Below are 14,892 nucleotides of genomic sequence, written 5' to 3' on the forward strand. Positions count from 1 at the left end.
AGCAATCGATTTGCTCACAAGAAAAAGCCTAGATAACTAGACTTTTTTAGCTTATTCTACCGTTACTGATTTAGCAAGGTTACGTGGTTTATCCACATCAAGACCACGGTGGAGTGTTGCAAAGTAAGCGACTAATTGCGTTGGTACAACCATTGAGATTGGTGAGAGGTAAGGGTGTACGGTCGTAAGGACGATATCATCTGTATCTTTGGCAACATTTTCTTCTGCGATAGTGAGGACTTTGGCACCACGGGCTGCCACCTCCTGGATATTTCCACGAGTGTGGTTGGCAAGGACTGGATCTGACAAGAGGGCCAAGACAGGCGTTCCTTCTTCAATCAAGGCAATGGTTCCGTGCTTGAGTTCTCCTGCCGCAAAGCCTTCACACTGGATGTAAGAAATCTCTTTGAGTTTAAGGCTTGCTTCCATAGCTACGTAGTAATCTTGACCACGTCCGATATAAAAGGCATTGCGAGTTGTTTCAAGAAGCTCACGAACCTTGGCTTCAATGCTTTCTTTCTCTGAAAGAGTTGATTCGATAGACTGAGCTACAATTGACAATTCATGAACCAAGTCAAAGTCTTGCGCTTTAGCATTGCCGTTCGCTTCTCCAACTGCTTTTGCAAGGAAGGCAAGGGCTGCAATTTGTGCTGTATAAGCCTTGGTTGATGCCACGGCAATTTCAGGACCTGCATGAAGGAGCATGGTATGGTTAGCTTCACGTGAAAGAGTTGAACCTGGGACATTTGTCACTGTCAAGCTTGGGATTCCCATTTCATTAGCCTTAACCAAAACCTGACGGCTATCCGCTGTTTCACCAGACTGGCTGATAAAGATGAAAAGTGGTTTCTTGCTGAGAAGTGGCATACCGTAGCCCCACTCAGATGAGATTCCAAGTTCAACTGGCGTATCTGTCAATTCTTCCAACATCTTCTTAGAAGCAAATCCTGCGTGGTAAGATGTTCCAGCTGCAAGAATGTAGATGCGGTCTGCGTCTTGAACGGCCTTGATAATAGCTGGGTCTACAACAACTTGACCAGCCTCATCTGTGTAGGCTTGGATGAGTTTACGCATCACCGTTGGTTGCTCGTCAATTTCCTTTAGCATGTAGTAAGGGTAAGTTCCCTTACCGATATCTGACAAGTCAAGCTCAGCAGTATAGCTAGCACGCTCACGACCATTACCATCATAGTCTTGAACCTCTACACTATCAGCCTTGACGATGACCAACTCTTGGTCATGGATTTCCATGTACTGGTTGGTCTCACGAATCATAGCCATGGCGTCTGAGCAGACCATGTTATAGCCTTCCCCAAGACCAATCAAAAGTGGTGATTTATTCTTAGCCACGTAGATGACTTCAGGATCTTGTGAGTCAACCAAGGCAAAGGCATAAGAACCACGGATGATGTGAAGAGCTTTTTTGAAGGCTTCAAGCACTGACAAGCCATCTTCTTCCGCAAATTTTCCAATCAAGTGAACGGCGATTTCAGTATCTGTTTGCCCCTTGAAATGGTGACCTACAAGGTATTCTTCCTTGATTTCGAGGTAGTTTTCAATGACCCCATTGTGAACCAAGACAAAACGTTCTGTCTCAGAACGGTGTGGGTGAGCATTGTCTTCAGTTGGTTTTCCATGAGTAGCCCAACGAGTATGTCCGATACCAGTTATTCCCTCAACACCAGCTGTCTTAGCAGACAATTCTGCAATACGACCGACAGCCTTGACTAGGTGATTTTCAGCACCACCTAGGACAAAAATTCCCGCAGAATCATAGCCACGGTATTCGAGCTTTTCAAGCCCTTGAATCAAAATATCAGTTGCATTTGTGTTTCCAACAACACCAACAATTCCACACATAGTATATACGACACAGACCAGCTGTGCTTTCTCCTTAAAATTGGTATAGTCTAATTCCTCTTTTATAGAATCAGCAAAAACAGTATATACTTGTTTCTTTCACTTGTCAAGAGTAAAAATTGGTATAGTTCATATCAACTTCCTGAAATTAAAAAAACTCTGACCAATTAGAATAATCAGTCAAAGTCCTTTTTAAAATCCATTATTATCGCTTAATTCCTTGAACCAGTGCCCTGACTTTTTCAGACGACGTTCTTGCGTTTCCAAGTCTAGTTCGACCAAACCGTAGCGATTTTTATAACTATTGAGCCATGACCAGCAATCGATAAAGGTCCAAATCAAGTAGCCCTTACAATTGGCTCCGTCTTCAATGGCACGGTGAAGTTCACGAAGATGACCTTTTACAAAGTCAATACGATAATCATCTTGAATCATTCCATTCTCACGGAATTTTTCTTCTCCTTCAACACCCATACCATTCTCTGTCAACATCCACTCGATATTATCATAATTTTCCTTGATATTTTGGGCAATGTCATAAATCCCTTGCTCATAAATCTCCCAGCCACGATGAGGATTGATTTTCCGTCCAGGCATCACATAAGGCTCGTAAAAATGTTCTGGTAAGAGTGGACTCTCTGGATGCTTAGCAAATCGAGGCGCCATAACACGCAAAGGTTGATAGTAGTTGACACCAAGGAAGTCCACAGTATTGTCACGAATGAGCTTCAACTCCTCCTCTGTAGCATCAGGCAAGAGACCTTGTTCATGCAAGATTTCTACCAACTCCTGTGGATAAGTCCCCAAAACAGACGGATCTAAGAAAGATTGGGCCTGAAAAAGATCCGCAATGCGAGCAGCCTTGACATCAGCAGGATGCTGGCTACGTGGATAAGCCGGTGTCAAGTTTAAGACAATCCCAATCTTGGAATCAGGCAAAAGTTCATGACAGGCCTTAACCGCCCGACTGCTGGCCAATTGTGTATGATAAGCTACTTTAACGGCTGCCTCTGCATCCACCTTATGTGGATAATGGGCATCGTAAAAATAGCCAAATTCTACTGGAACGATTGGCTCGTTAAAGGTAATCCATTGATCCACTAAATCTCCATAAGTCTCAAAACAAAAACGAGCATAGTCTTCATAGGCTGAGACAGTCGCCTTATTTTCCCAACCATCACCATCCTCTTGAAGGGCAAAAGGCAAATCAAAATGATAAAGATTGACTAAAAGACGAATCCCTTTGGCCTTAATAGCCTCAAAAACCTTACGGTAAAAGTCTACACCTTGAGGATTGACTTCCCCACACCCTTGTGGAAAAATCCGTGACCACTGAATAGAAGTCCGAAAGGCCGTGTGACCAGTTTCTAACAGTAGCTCAATATCCTTTTCCCAGTTTTCATAAAAGGTTGATGTTTTATCTGGACCAATCCCATTATAGTAACGATTTGGCTCCACTTGGTACCAATAATCCCAGAGATTATCTCCCTTACCGTCACCAGCTATACGTCCTTCTGTCTGCGGTCCAGAAGTAGAGGATCCCCAGACAAAATCCTTTGGAAACCTTAGCATACATTTACCTCTTTATCTACTCATTTTTCCTATTATAAAGAAAAAACAAGGTAAAAACTAGTTACATTTTTTCCTTGTTTTTCTTCTAATTATAGTTTTTATTTCTTGCTGAGGATTTCAAGCGTTTCAAGTAAGTTATCTGCATGAACTTCGATGGTATCACCAGTCGCTTTAATCTTCACTTCTACGATGCCATCGGCTGCTTTCTTCCCAACAGTGATACGGATTGGCAATCCAATCAAGTCACTGTCGCTAAATTTAACACCAACACGTTCGTTACGGTCATCTGTCAAGACTTCATAACCAGCTCCCATCAAGCTTGCTTCAAGCTTTTCTGTCAAGGCTTGCGCTTCTTCGTCCTTGACATTGACAGTGATCAAGTGCACATCAAATGGGGCCAATTCTTTAGGGAAGTTGATTCCCCAAGCGTAACGGTATTCACCTTTTGGCGTTTTGTTAACAAAGAGGCGAGCGTGTTGCTCCATCACTGCTGAAAGGAGACGGCTGACACCGATACCGTAACATCCCATGATAATTGGCACCGCACGGCCATTTTCATCCAAAACATCTGCTCCCATGCTTGCTGAGTAACGAGTACCGAGTTTGAAGATGTGACCAATTTCGATACCACGCGCAAAGTTAAGGACACCTTGTCCGTCTGGAGAAATTTCCCCCTCACGAACTTCACGGATATCCACATATTCTGCAGTAAAATCACGACCTGGATTCACACCAGTCAAGTGGTAGCCATCTTCGTTAGCACCGACAACTGCATTGCGAACATCTTGCACCTTACGATCTGCAATAATTTTAACATTCTCTGGCAAACCAACTGGTCCAAGTGAACCAAAACCTGCTTGAACAACACTTGCTACTTCTTCTTCGCTAGCAACATCAAAGAAATCTGCTCCCAAGTGGTTTTTCAACTTAACTTCGTTGAGTTGATCATTTCCAACTAGAAGGGCTGCAACAAGCTCACCATCTGCCATGTAGAAGAGGGTTTTAATCGTTTGTTCTTCTGGAATGTTGAGGAAGGCTGCAACTTCATCGATTGATTTAACATCTGGCGTTGCAACACGAGTCACTTCTTCTTCAGCGACGACACGGTTGCTTGGTTTGTACTCGTTTGTTGCCATTTCCAAGTTAGCCGCATAGCTAGACTCACTTGAGTAAGCAATGGTATCTTCACCAGAAACCATCCATTTGAGCAATTCTGCCTTGATTTCTTCTTGCACTTCTGCAGGAATTTCGTCAAATGAGGCAACTGACTTGTCCAAGACAACCCAGCGGTCAAGGTCTGTACGAGCAGGTGTAATGGCCATAAATTCTTGGCTGTCCTTACCACCCATAGCTCCACCGTCACCAATGATAGCCTTGAAATCTAAACCACTACGAGTGAAAATACGCTCATAAGCAGCCTTGTACTCATCATAAACACTGTCCAAACTATCATAGTTAGCGTGGAAACTGTAAGCATCTTTCATGATGAACTCACGTGTACGAAGAAGTCCATTACGTGGGCGTTTTTCATCACGATACTTAGGCTGGATTTGATAAAGATTAAGTGGCAATTGCTTGTAAGACTTAACAGAATCACGGACAATAGCTGTAAAGGTTTCTTCGTGAGTTGGACCTAGAATGAAGTCTGATTTTTCACGGTTTTTTAGTTTGTAAAGGTCCTCACCATAAGTTTCGTAACGACCTGATTCGCGCCACAATTCTGCACTGAGAAGGGCTGGAGCTAACATCTCAACGGCACCAATCTTGTCGAATTCTTGGCGCATGATATTTTTAGCTTTTTCAATCACACGGTTGGCAAGTGGTAGGTAAGAATAAACACCTGCTGAGACTTGGCGAACATAACCAGCTCGCAACATGAGAGCGTGGCTGATAACTTGAGCATCGCTTGGCATTTCGCGAAGCGTTGGGATAGGCATTTTACTTTGTTTCATAATATTCCTCGATTATCTAAAAAAGAGTCGCATAATGTCATTCCAGGTCACAGCTAGCATCAAGACAACCATGATAACTACACCAGCCATGGTGACATAGGTTTCAATTTCTTGTTTAAGGGGTTTCCGGCGGATAGCCTCTAGGATATTGAGCACAATCTTTCCACCATCCAAAGCCGGGATCGGAATCAAATTAAAAATTCCGATATTGATGGAAATCACAGCTAGGAAGTAGAGGACATTCTCAAGACCATTTTTAGCAGCATCGCTACTTGCCTTAAAAATGGCAACGGGGCCACCGAGTTTGTTCAAATCTGGATGGAAAATCAAGTTTTTCAGAGCCGAAAGGATACGGAGCCCTGAGTCAGCAGCAGTTGTAAATCCACCAACAAACATGGACAGGAGGTCTGACTTGACTCTCGGTTGAACCCCGAGAATATAACGTCCTTGACTTTCTTCCGGAGTAACAGTGACTTGTTTGTCACTCCCCTTTTCAGAAATAGTCACATCCAAAGTCGGGGTTGTCTTATCTTTGGTTTCTGATTCCACAGCCTGAATCAAACTTTCCCAGTTGCTAATCTCATGTGAGCCGATCTTGGTAATCTGAGCTGTTTCTGGCACTCCCACCTTAGCCAAGGCCCCTTGAGGCATGACATGGAACTGGTTGCTATCAACATCTCTGACACCACCCTGCATAAAGATTAAAATCCAAAAAACAACGATACCTAAGATAAAGTTGTTCATAGGACCTGCAAAATTGGTAATGAGTTTGCCCCAGATAGTCGCATTTTGATATTGAACATCTAAAGGTGCAATCCGAACCTCAGTACCATCTGCTTCCACAACCGTTGCATCGTGATCCACTGCAAATGTTTTTTCTTCTTCCAGAACCAATCCTTTGATAAAGAGCTTGTCTTCAAAGTCAAACTGGGTCACCTGCATAGGGAGGGCTGTTTGATCTAATTTTTTACCTGAAAGATTGATGCGTTTAACCTTACCATCATCAGTAAGCGTCAAACTGACAGGAGTTCCTGTCTTGATTTCAGTTGTATCATCACCCCAACCGGCCATTCGAACATAGCCACCCAGAGGCAAGATTCGAATGGTATAGGCCGTTCCATCCTTGCCAATGTGAGCAAAGATCTTGGGTCCCATACCAATGGCAAATTCACGCACTAGAATCCCTGATTTCTTGGCAAAGTAGAAGTGTCCAAACTCGTGCACCACCACAATAATCCCGAAAACCAGAATAAAGGTTAAAATTCCGAGCATAGTATTTCCTCCGTCTTTTGATTAAAAGAGTCCAAACAAGTGCATAATTGGAAATACGAGCAGCATACTATCGAAACGATCCAAAACACCACCATGTCCAGGGATAAATTTCCCAGAATCCTTGACACCAAAGTGACGCTTGATCGAACTTTCTAGTAAATCACCAAATTGTCCAGCAATGCTAAAGAAAATAGCAAAGACTGACATCTTGTAAATTCCATACGGAAGAGCAACTGTATTGTCAACCATCATAAAGATGATGGTTACTAAAATAGCACCTAAAATGCCACCCAAGGCACCCTCAAAGGTTTTATTTGGAGAAACCGTTGGAGCTAGTTTCCGTTTCCCAAAGTTCATCCCAGTAAGATAGGCACCACTGTCGGTAGCCCAGACGATACACAAGGCCAATAGAGCCTTATCTAAACCTGCAACGCGAGCATCTAGTAAAGCATTAAATCCAAAGCCTACATAGAAACTCATAGCAAGAGGAAAAACAGCATCCTCAATCGTATAAGACTTGCTAAAAACGGTCGTTCCTAACATGATTGAAATCAACACACTATAAGCAACAACATTCCCATCAACTGGTAAAAAAGTCAGGTAATTCTCCAAAGGAATGGTCAAGGCAAAGGTTGCAAAGAGGGTCAAGAGGCCCTCCATCGTCATGGTCTCTAGACCTCTCATCTTCAAAAGTTCATGCATGGCTAGCATGGCTATGATTCCAATTGCTATCTGAAGCAAGAGTCCCCCAATCATTAAAATTGGTAGGAAAATAGCCAGGGCAATCCCTGCAAACAAGGTTCTTTTCTGTAAATCCTGTGTCATATTTCCTCCTAAACTCCTCCAAATCGGCGTTGTCGACGATTGTAGGCAAGAATAGCTTCCTGCAAGGCCACCTCGTCAAAATCAGGCCACAAGGTATCCGTAAAATAGAGCTCACTGTAGGCTCCCTGCCATGGAAGGAAATTGCTCAAGCGCAATTCTCCACTAGTCCTGATAATCAAGTCCGGATCTCGTAAGTCCTTAGGCAAATGCTGGGTAAAGAGATAGTTGCCAATCAATTCCTCTGTGATGTCGCCTGGGTTGATTTTGGCATCTAACACATCCTGGGAAATCAACTTAAGAGCCTGTGTAATCTCAGCACGTCCACCATAGTTGAGGGCAAAATTAAGAATCAAACCTGTGTTGTTCTTAGTTAATTCCTCAGCTTTAGTTAGAGCTTCAAAGGTTTGCTTAGGCAGGCGGTCTGTTTCCCCAATCATTTGAATCTTAACATTATTCGCATGCAATTCCGGGACATAATTATCATAAAACTCTACTGGCAAGTTCATGATGAACTTAACTTCCTGATCTGGGCGGGTCCAGTTTTCTGTAGAAAAAGCATAGACCGTAATAACCTTAACGCCCAGTTTGTTGGCTGCCTTGGTCACAGTTTGCAATGCTTCCATGCCCGCCTTGTGTCCAAAAACTCGCGGTTGCATACGTTTTTTAGCCCAACGGCCATTGCCATCCATGATGATGCCGATATGAGCAGGAACCTGTGTCGGAACCTCTACTTCCACAGCCTTATCTTTCTTAAAAAATCCAAACATGATCTTATTCCTATTCAAAAATCTATCGTTTCATTATACCATATTTCCCTATTTTCTTCTATCACTAAGCTATTTATACTCTTCGAAAATCAAATTCAAACCACGTCAGCTCTATCTGCAACCTCAAAACAGTGTTTTGAGCAACCTGCGGTTAGCTTCCTAGTTTGCACTTTGATTTTCATTGAGTATTATTCTCAGGCACAAAGCCCATTTCCAAAAAAATAAGCCGCCTGATTGGGCGACTTTATTTTTTTATAGGGAGATTATTATGAAAAAGTTTTAGGAGTTTAAGTTAAGGTCTTCTTAACTTATGGACTTAGTATACACTTCCTAGCTTAAAGTTTCCTTAAGTATTTTTAAAAATCAAATTTTTCCATTTCTCCTGCCAATTTTTCTTGGTTAGACGTGTTCGATAAAGTTCCATTCGGTCTTCATTCTCTAAAAAATGAGGAGTTGGACGAACTTGAAAATTTAAAATATCCTCCAAACCATAAGGTGCATAGAGTTCCAAAGCGGATTCTTCATTCAAGCGCAGTCCAACTGCCGTACACCGTTCTGGATACTTACTCATAGCATCACAAGAGCTGCTATAGGGAGCAGTATGAGGACTGTGCTGATGCATATAGACTTGATTTTTCAATTCCCACTGGTACTGAGGAAAGTCCTCTCTCAGATTTTTCTCTAGGGACAAGGTTTCCTCATAAGAAATATCTGGATCAAAGAAAATTACATCTACATCCGTTTCACAGTCAAAAGGGGATTTATCTGACAAAAGATTCCAGATGAAATTTCTGACAGAACCTGCTGCCAACCACGAGTCTTTCAGACCAAGGTTTCGGATAGTTTCTAGAATAGGCATCATATCCGAATTTTCTCTAAAAGCCTCTAGAATTTCTTGCTCATTTTTCACTGTATTCATAACCTAAATGCTCATATGCCTTAGCAGTCGCCACCCGTCCAGAACGTGTCCGCATGATAAAACCTTTTTGAATTAAGTAAGGCTCATACATGTCTTCCACCGTCTCGCGCTCCTCGGCAATATTGACAGAGAGAGTTCCTAAGCCGACGGGACCACCACCGTACATCTCAATCATGGTGCGAAGGATTTTTTGATCCACATAGTCCAAACCTTCATGGTCAACATCCAGCATAGTCAAAGCCTTATCGGTAATAAGATCATCGATAACCCCATTCCCCATTATCTGGGCAAAATCGCGCACGCGCTTGAGGAGACGATTGGCAATACGAGGGGTTCCACGACTACGCAAGGCCAGCTCGGATGCTGCCTCATGAGTGATTTTCATCTCAAAAATATCTGCCGTCCGCTCAACAATTTCCGTCAAGTCAGCATGGGCATAATACTCCATATGACCTGTAATCCCAAAACGTGCCCGTAGCGGATTTGACAGCATACCAGCCCGAGTCGTCGCACCAATCAAGGTAAAAGGTGGCAACTCCAAATGAACACTGCGACTGCCTTCACCAGCCCCAATCATGATATCAATGTAGAAGTCCTCCATGGCACTATAAAGCACCTCTTCCACAGACATGGGCAAGCGATGAATCTCATCAATAAAAAGGACATCCCCAGGCTCTAAGTCATTCAAAATCGCTACCAAATCCCCAGCTTTTTCAATGACTGGACCCGAAGTCTGCTTAAGATTGACACCTAGTTCGTTGGCAATAACAAAAGCCATGGTCGTTTTCCCCAAGCCTGGAGGTCCAAATAAGAGCACATGATCTAGCGCTTCATCCCGCATTTTGGCAGCTTCTATAAAGATTTGAAGCTGGTCCTTAACCTTATCCTGTCCAATATATTCACGTAAATACTGAGGACGGAGCGTACGTTCTACTAACTCCTCATCCCCCATTATCTCATTATCTAAAATTCTACTCATGGCTCTATTATATCAAAAATCCAAGCCACAAACAAAAAAGCCACCCGATTGGGTGACTCCTGAATTTAGCACTTATGTTGGTTGTATAATATTATACGGCACTTCTACACCACCTACGAAAGGAGGTGAGATAGCCCATGATGGAATTAGTACTCAAAACTATCATCGGACCAATTGTAGTCGGTGTCATTCTTCGATTAGTCGATAAATGGCTAAACAAGGACAAATAGTGTCAAAAAAGACCCTAAGCTTAATATGGAAGTTAGCTTGGGGTCTTTTCTAGCCTATGATATAGAACTAGTACTCAATTCCTTTTTATTATCCCATAGTTCACAAATTTTGTCAAAGGTTTATATTCTCGACTTTTCAAGCTTTAACCCTCTGTACAACAATATGATGACTCACTCCTTGACAACCAAGAGCATTATTACAGTAGTTCTAGTCCTTCAATTAACAGTCACTTACATTCAAAGTGAGGTTGAAGTAGATGAAGCTACAACAGACCTATTTCTTAATCATATTCGCTAAAAAGTCCCCGCCAATTCCCCGACCAAAATCCGAAAAATATCGGAAAATGATTTTTAGAATAGTCCCCAAAAGCCTGAAATAGAGCAAAAAAACTCCACCTGATTGGGTGGAGTTAAGGGAGATTATTATGAAAAAGAAAAGTTTAGGATTTTATTAAATAAAGTTAGGAGGTCTTTATTTAATAACTATATGATACAAGACGAAACTTAAAACTAGCTTAACTTTTCTCAAATTCTACCATTTTTAAAAAAATTTCTATCAGCATCACCTCACCCTACAAAAAAGCCACCTGATTGGGTGACTTCATTAGGAGATTATTATGAAAAAAGTTTTAGGATTTCATTAAATAAAGTTAGGAGGTCTTTATTTAATGACTATATGATACTAGACCATCCTTAAACTTTGCTTAAGAACAAACAAGTTTTATTATTTTTCTCTGTTTACCCAAATCATTCCTGTACAGTCATAGGTGGATAAAGTTTCAAAACCCATAGAACGATAAAATCCTACATTTTTTTCTGTCTGTTCTGTCGCCAGCTGGACTTGATAAACCTCTTTATAATCCTCTAAAGCCTCTTTCATCAAGGCGCTACCAATCCCTTGGCGCTGATAGCTAGGTAAAACAATCAAATCCTGTACAAAAACTGACGAAAAACCATCTCCAATCAAACGAATCAAGCCCACCACAGCATCATCATCAAGTGCCAGATAAATTACTAATGAATGAGACAAGGCTTGCTCCAGCATCTGAGGTTGATTTGTATAATTTGTCCAACCAACAGCCTGATAGAGATGCAAAATATCCTCTAGCTTGACAAATTCTTGCTTTTTAATAGTAATCATCTCAACACCTCTTAAAACTCTCTCAAGCTCTTGTACTGCCGCCCATTTTTATCAAAATTTTCAGGCGCCAACCATGTTTCTAAACGAGATTTGACTTGAGACCAGTCCTTATCAATCATAGACAACCAATCCGTATCTCTTGTACGCCCCTTATAAACAACTGCTTGGCGGAAGGTTCCTTCATAGACAAAGCCCAAACGTTCTGCTGCTCGTCTTGATGGCAGGTTAAGAGCATCGCATTTCCACTCATAGCGACGATAGTTGAGTTCTTCAAAGACATAGCAAGCCAAGAGATACTGGGCTTCTGTTCCTATCCGTGTCCCCCTGAGCTCTGGAGAAAAAGTGACAGCTCCTACTTCTATTACTCGGTTATTCTGGTCAATACGCATGAGAGAAAAAGTTCCCAAAACCTTACCAGTTGCCTTGTCTATGACTGCATAGTAAAAACGGTCCTTACGAGCCAACATCTGATTTAAAAGGCTGACCAGTTCCTCCATATCTGCCACTGGCTCCTGAAAGAGGTAAGTCCACATCTCCCGAGGAGTATCCGGGCCATAAACAGCTAATAAATCCTCCACATGCTTTTCCACTGAAAGAGCCTCTACCCTAGTATAACGCCCTTCTAAGAAATCAATAGAAGGCAATTCACCTGGTGTATAACCTTCCATTGACTCCCCAATCATCTGACCATATTCATTTACTGGCATAGTATTCTCCTTGTTTCACTTTTCAAACTTTATAGTTGCCCATAGTATATCATACTTTTATAAGAAGATTCAAAAAATCCTCCAGATTCTACTCTGAAGGATTTCTATCTTATTTCACAACGATATTTACCAGCTTGTTAGGTACCGCAATTACTTTCACGATGTCCTTGCCGTCGATCTCTGCTTTGACTTTTTCATCAGCGAGAGCAATTTCTTGTAATTCTTCGCGTGATAGATCTTTAGCGACCATGAGTTTGGCACGGACTTTTCCTTTGATTTGGACAACGATTTCGATTTCGTCTTCAACCAATTTACTTTCGTCCCATGTTGGCCAAGCCACGTAAGAGATTGACTCACCTGTTGCTGCAACTGTTTGCCAGAGCTCTTCTGCCAAGTGAGGCGCAAATGGTGCAATCAATTGAATAAAGCCTTTGGCGTAGTCTGCATAAAGCTTGTCTTCCTTGTTAGCCGCATTGACAAAGACCATAAGTTGGGCAATGGCTGTGTTGAATTTGAGGGATTCGATTTGCTCTGTGACAGCTTTAACGGTTTCGTTGTAAACCTTGTCGAGAGCGCCATTGTTTTCCGCAACAATATCCTTACTTGTAATCAAACGGTAAACACGGTCAAGGAACTTACGACTTCCTTCCAGACCTTCTTCAGACCAAGCGATTGAAGCATCAAGTGGGCCCATGAACATTTCATAAACACGAAGGGTATCGGCACCGTATTGTTCCACCACATCGTCTGGGTTTACAACGTTCTTAAGGGATTTAGACATCTTGGCTGGTGCTTGCTCCAACTCTTCGCCTGTTTCCACATGGAAGAAGGAACCGTCACGTTTTTCAACCTTATCGGTTGCCACAAGAGCGCCACGGTGGTCACGGTAGCTTGTTCCCAAAATCATTCCTTGGTTAAAGAGTTTTTGGAATGGTTCTTTAGTTGGAACAACACCGAGGTCAAAGAGGAATTTATGCCAGAAACGAGCGTAGAGCAAGTGAAGCACAGCGTGCTCTGCACCACCCACGTAGATATCTACTGGCAACCATTGTTTGAGAAGATCCTCATCGGCCAATTTCTCAGTATTGTGCGGGTCAATATAGCGGAGGTAGTACCAGCTTGAACCTGCCCATTGTGGCATAGTATTTGTTTCACGACGACCTTTGACGCCATCTTCACGAGTCACTTCAAGCCAATCTGTCAAGTTAGCTAGTGGACTTTCACCAGTACCTGAAGGGCGGATATCCTTGGTTACAGGCAAGACAAGTGGCAATTCACTCTTAGGGACAGCTGTTGAAGTTCCATCTTCCCAATGAATGATAGGAATTGGCTCACCCCAGTAACGTTGACGGCTAAAGAGCCAGTCGCGGAGACGGTAGGTAACCTTCTCTTGTCCACAGCCTTTTTCTTCCAACCAAGCCACGATCTTGGCAATAGCATCTTCTTTGTTGAGTCCATCTAGGAAGTCTGAATTAACGTGAAGGCCATCTTCTGTGTAGGCAGCTTCTTCAATGTTTCCACCTTCAAGCACTTCTACAATTGGAAGGTCAAATTGTTTGGCAAATTCCCAGTCACGTTGGTCGTGAGCTGGAACTGCCATAACGGCACCTGTTCCGTAACTGGCAAGAACATAGTCCGCAATCCAGATTGGAATTTCCTTGCCATTGACAGGATTGATAGCATATGCACCAGTCCAAACACCAGTTTTTTCTTTGGCAAGGTCTGTACGAGCCAAGTCTGATTTAAGGCTGGCTTGGTGTTTATAGTCTGCTACAGCCTCTGCTTGCTCTGGACTTGTGATAGCGTCAACCAAGTCATGTTCAGGAGCCAAAACAGTGAAAGTCGCCCCGAAAAGGGTGTCCGGACGAGTAGTAAATACTGTGAATTCCTTATCTGTTCCCTTAACTTTAAAAGTTACATTAGCACCAGTTGATTTCCCAATCCAGTTGCGTTGCATGTCCTTGATAGACTCTGGCCAATCAAGTTCATCTAAGTCATTAAGCAAACGCTCTGCGTAAGCCGTGATTTTGAGCATCCATTGGCGCATTGGTTTGCGGACAACTGGATAGCCTCCACGCTCAGAAGTTCCGTCAGGAAGGACCTCTTCGTTGGCGATGGCCGTTCCCAATTCCTCAACCCAGTTTACTGGTACTTCCGCTTCATAGGCCAAACCTTTTTCGTAAAGCTTAGTGAAAATCCATTGCGTCCACTTGTAGTAGTTTGGATCTGTTGTATTGACTTCACGATCCCAGTCATAAGAAAATCCAAGCGCATTGATTTGGCGTTTGAAGTTAGCAATGTTTTCAGCTGTAAATTCTGCTGGGTCATTACCAGTATCCATAGCATATTGCTCTGCAGGCAAACCAAAAGCATCCCAACCCATTGGGTGAAGGACATTGTAGCCTTGCGCACGTTTGTAACGGCTGAGGATATCGGTTGCGGTATAACCTTCTGGGTGTCCTACGTGCAGACCCGCTCCAGATGGATAAGGGAACATATCAAGCGCATAAAACTTAGGTTTTGATGCATCTGTTCCTGTCTTAAATGTATGATGTTCTGCCCAGTAGCCCTGCCACTTAGGCTCAATTTCTTTATGATTGTAAAAACTCATGGTCTCTCTCCAATTTTGTGATGTTACTATTATACCATTTTTGAAGGAATTTGAAAG

The 14,892-nt window shown here is 42.6% G+C and carries 12 protein-coding genes; 1 reads left to right on the forward strand and 11 read right to left on the reverse strand.

The features are described 5' to 3' along the window. Positions 1–51 precede the first annotated feature (51 nt). The 8 genes from glmS to ruvB all read right to left on the reverse strand — a co-directional run bounded on the left by glmS (position 52) and on the right by ruvB (position 10,146). The gene (glmS, locus tag O3616_RS00645; RefSeq protein ID WP_371637820.1) at positions 52–1,860 is read right to left on the reverse strand and encodes a glutamine--fructose-6-phosphate transaminase (isomerizing); all 1,809 of its coding nucleotides are present in this window, start codon (positions 1,858–1,860) and stop codon (positions 52–54) included. A 192-nt stretch (positions 1,861–2,052) separates the two neighbouring features. Beyond that, the gene (bglA, locus tag O3616_RS00650) at positions 2,053–3,432 is read right to left on the reverse strand and encodes a 6-phospho-beta-glucosidase (protein ID WP_371637822.1); all 1,380 of its coding nucleotides are present in this window, start codon (positions 3,430–3,432) and stop codon (positions 2,053–2,055) included. Positions 3,433–3,530: 98 nt separating this feature from the next. Beyond that, a complete protein-coding gene (locus O3616_RS00655; protein ID WP_371637823.1) occupies positions 3,531–5,384 on the reverse strand; it encodes a proline--tRNA ligase in 1,854 nt (617 codons plus the stop codon). 12 nt (positions 5,385–5,396) lie between these two features. Next, a complete protein-coding gene (gene rseP, locus O3616_RS00660; protein WP_371637824.1) occupies positions 5,397–6,656 on the reverse strand; it encodes an RIP metalloprotease RseP in 1,260 nt (419 codons plus the stop codon). Between the two features lie 21 nt (positions 6,657–6,677). Then, entirely contained in the window at positions 6,678–7,481 is an 804-nt protein-coding gene (locus O3616_RS00665; RefSeq protein WP_061589608.1) for a phosphatidate cytidylyltransferase, read from the reverse strand. Between the two features lie 8 nt (positions 7,482–7,489). Beyond that, positions 7,490–8,248 carry an isoprenyl transferase gene (locus O3616_RS00670; protein ID WP_042751737.1) on the reverse strand — a complete coding sequence of 253 codons (759 nt, stop codon included), beginning with the start codon at positions 8,246–8,248 and terminating at the stop codon, positions 7,490–7,492. Positions 8,249–8,594: 346 nt separating this feature from the next. Next, positions 8,595–9,167: a nucleotidyltransferase family protein gene (locus O3616_RS00675; RefSeq protein WP_049487417.1), complete on the reverse strand. Its 573-nt coding sequence runs from the start codon at positions 9,165–9,167 to the stop codon at positions 8,595–8,597. Next, positions 9,148–10,146 (reverse strand): Holliday junction branch migration DNA helicase RuvB, encoded by a 999-nt coding sequence (ruvB, locus tag O3616_RS00680; protein ID WP_319946277.1) that lies wholly within the window; start codon positions 10,144–10,146, stop codon positions 9,148–9,150. Before ruvB ends, O3616_RS00675 begins: the two co-directional genes overlap by 20 nt. 137 nt (positions 10,147–10,283) lie before the next feature. Here ruvB and O3616_RS00685 point away from each other — a divergent pair, with 137 nt between their 5' ends. Further along, positions 10,284–10,376, forward strand: coding sequence for a type I toxin-antitoxin system Fst family toxin (locus tag O3616_RS00685; RefSeq protein ID WP_049487415.1), 93 nt, complete (start codon positions 10,284–10,286; stop codon positions 10,374–10,376). Between the two features lie 724 nt (positions 10,377–11,100). Here O3616_RS00685 and O3616_RS00690 read toward each other — a convergent pair. The 3 genes from O3616_RS00690 to leuS form a co-directional block, all read right to left on the reverse strand. Next, positions 11,101–11,517, reverse strand: a complete 417-nt coding sequence (locus O3616_RS00690) for a GNAT family N-acetyltransferase (protein ID WP_049487413.1) — start codon at positions 11,515–11,517, stop codon at positions 11,101–11,103. A gap of 11 nt (positions 11,518–11,528) precedes the next feature. Continuing rightward, positions 11,529–12,224 (reverse strand): GNAT family N-acetyltransferase, encoded by a 696-nt coding sequence (locus O3616_RS00695; protein ID WP_049487412.1) that lies wholly within the window; start codon positions 12,222–12,224, stop codon positions 11,529–11,531. Between the two features lie 109 nt (positions 12,225–12,333). Further along, on the reverse strand, positions 12,334–14,835 hold the full coding sequence (gene leuS / locus O3616_RS00700) for a leucine--tRNA ligase (RefSeq protein ID WP_371637825.1): 2,502 nt from the start codon (positions 14,833–14,835) through the stop codon (positions 12,334–12,336). Positions 14,836–14,892 lie beyond the last annotated feature (57 nt).

Origin of the sequence: Streptococcus sp. 27098_8_86 (genome assembly GCF_041432595.1) — a bacterium.
In the GTDB taxonomy this organism is placed as follows: Bacteria; Bacillota; Bacilli; order Lactobacillales; family Streptococcaceae; genus Streptococcus; species Streptococcus pneumoniae_F.

What these genes read in the sequence shown, in the direction of transcription:
- O3616_RS00665 (WP_061589608.1), bottom strand. Translation starts at nt 7,481, where the DNA reads ATGACACAGGATTTACAGAAAAGAACCTTGTTTGCAGGGATTGCCCTG.
- ruvB (WP_319946277.1), bottom strand. Translation starts at nt 10,146, where the DNA reads ATGAGTAGAATTTTAGATAATGAGATAATGGGGGATGAGGAGTTAGTA.
- glmS (WP_371637820.1), bottom strand. Translation starts at nt 1,860, where the DNA reads ATGTGTGGAATTGTTGGTGTTGTTGGAAACACAAATGCAACTGATATT.
- O3616_RS00690 (WP_049487413.1), bottom strand. Translation starts at nt 11,517, where the DNA reads ATGATTACTATTAAAAAGCAAGAATTTGTCAAGCTAGAGGATATTTTG.
- O3616_RS00695 (WP_049487412.1), bottom strand. Translation starts at nt 12,224, where the DNA reads ATGCCAGTAAATGAATATGGTCAGATGATTGGGGAGTCAATGGAAGGT.
- O3616_RS00675 (WP_049487417.1), bottom strand. Translation starts at nt 9,167, where the DNA reads ATGAATACAGTGAAAAATGAGCAAGAAATTCTAGAGGCTTTTAGAGAA.
- O3616_RS00655 (WP_371637823.1), bottom strand. Translation starts at nt 5,384, where the DNA reads ATGAAACAAAGTAAAATGCCTATCCCAACGCTTCGCGAAATGCCAAGC.
- O3616_RS00670 (WP_042751737.1), bottom strand. Translation starts at nt 8,248, where the DNA reads ATGTTTGGATTTTTTAAGAAAGATAAGGCTGTGGAAGTAGAGGTTCCG.
- O3616_RS00685 (WP_049487415.1), top strand. Translation starts at nt 10,284, where the DNA reads ATGATGGAATTAGTACTCAAAACTATCATCGGACCAATTGTAGTCGGT.
- leuS (WP_371637825.1), bottom strand. Translation starts at nt 14,835, where the DNA reads ATGAGTTTTTACAATCATAAAGAAATTGAGCCTAAGTGGCAGGGCTAC.
- rseP (WP_371637824.1), bottom strand. Translation starts at nt 6,656, where the DNA reads ATGCTCGGAATTTTAACCTTTATTCTGGTTTTCGGGATTATTGTGGTG.
- bglA (WP_371637822.1), bottom strand. Translation starts at nt 3,432, where the DNA reads ATGCTAAGGTTTCCAAAGGATTTTGTCTGGGGATCCTCTACTTCTGGA.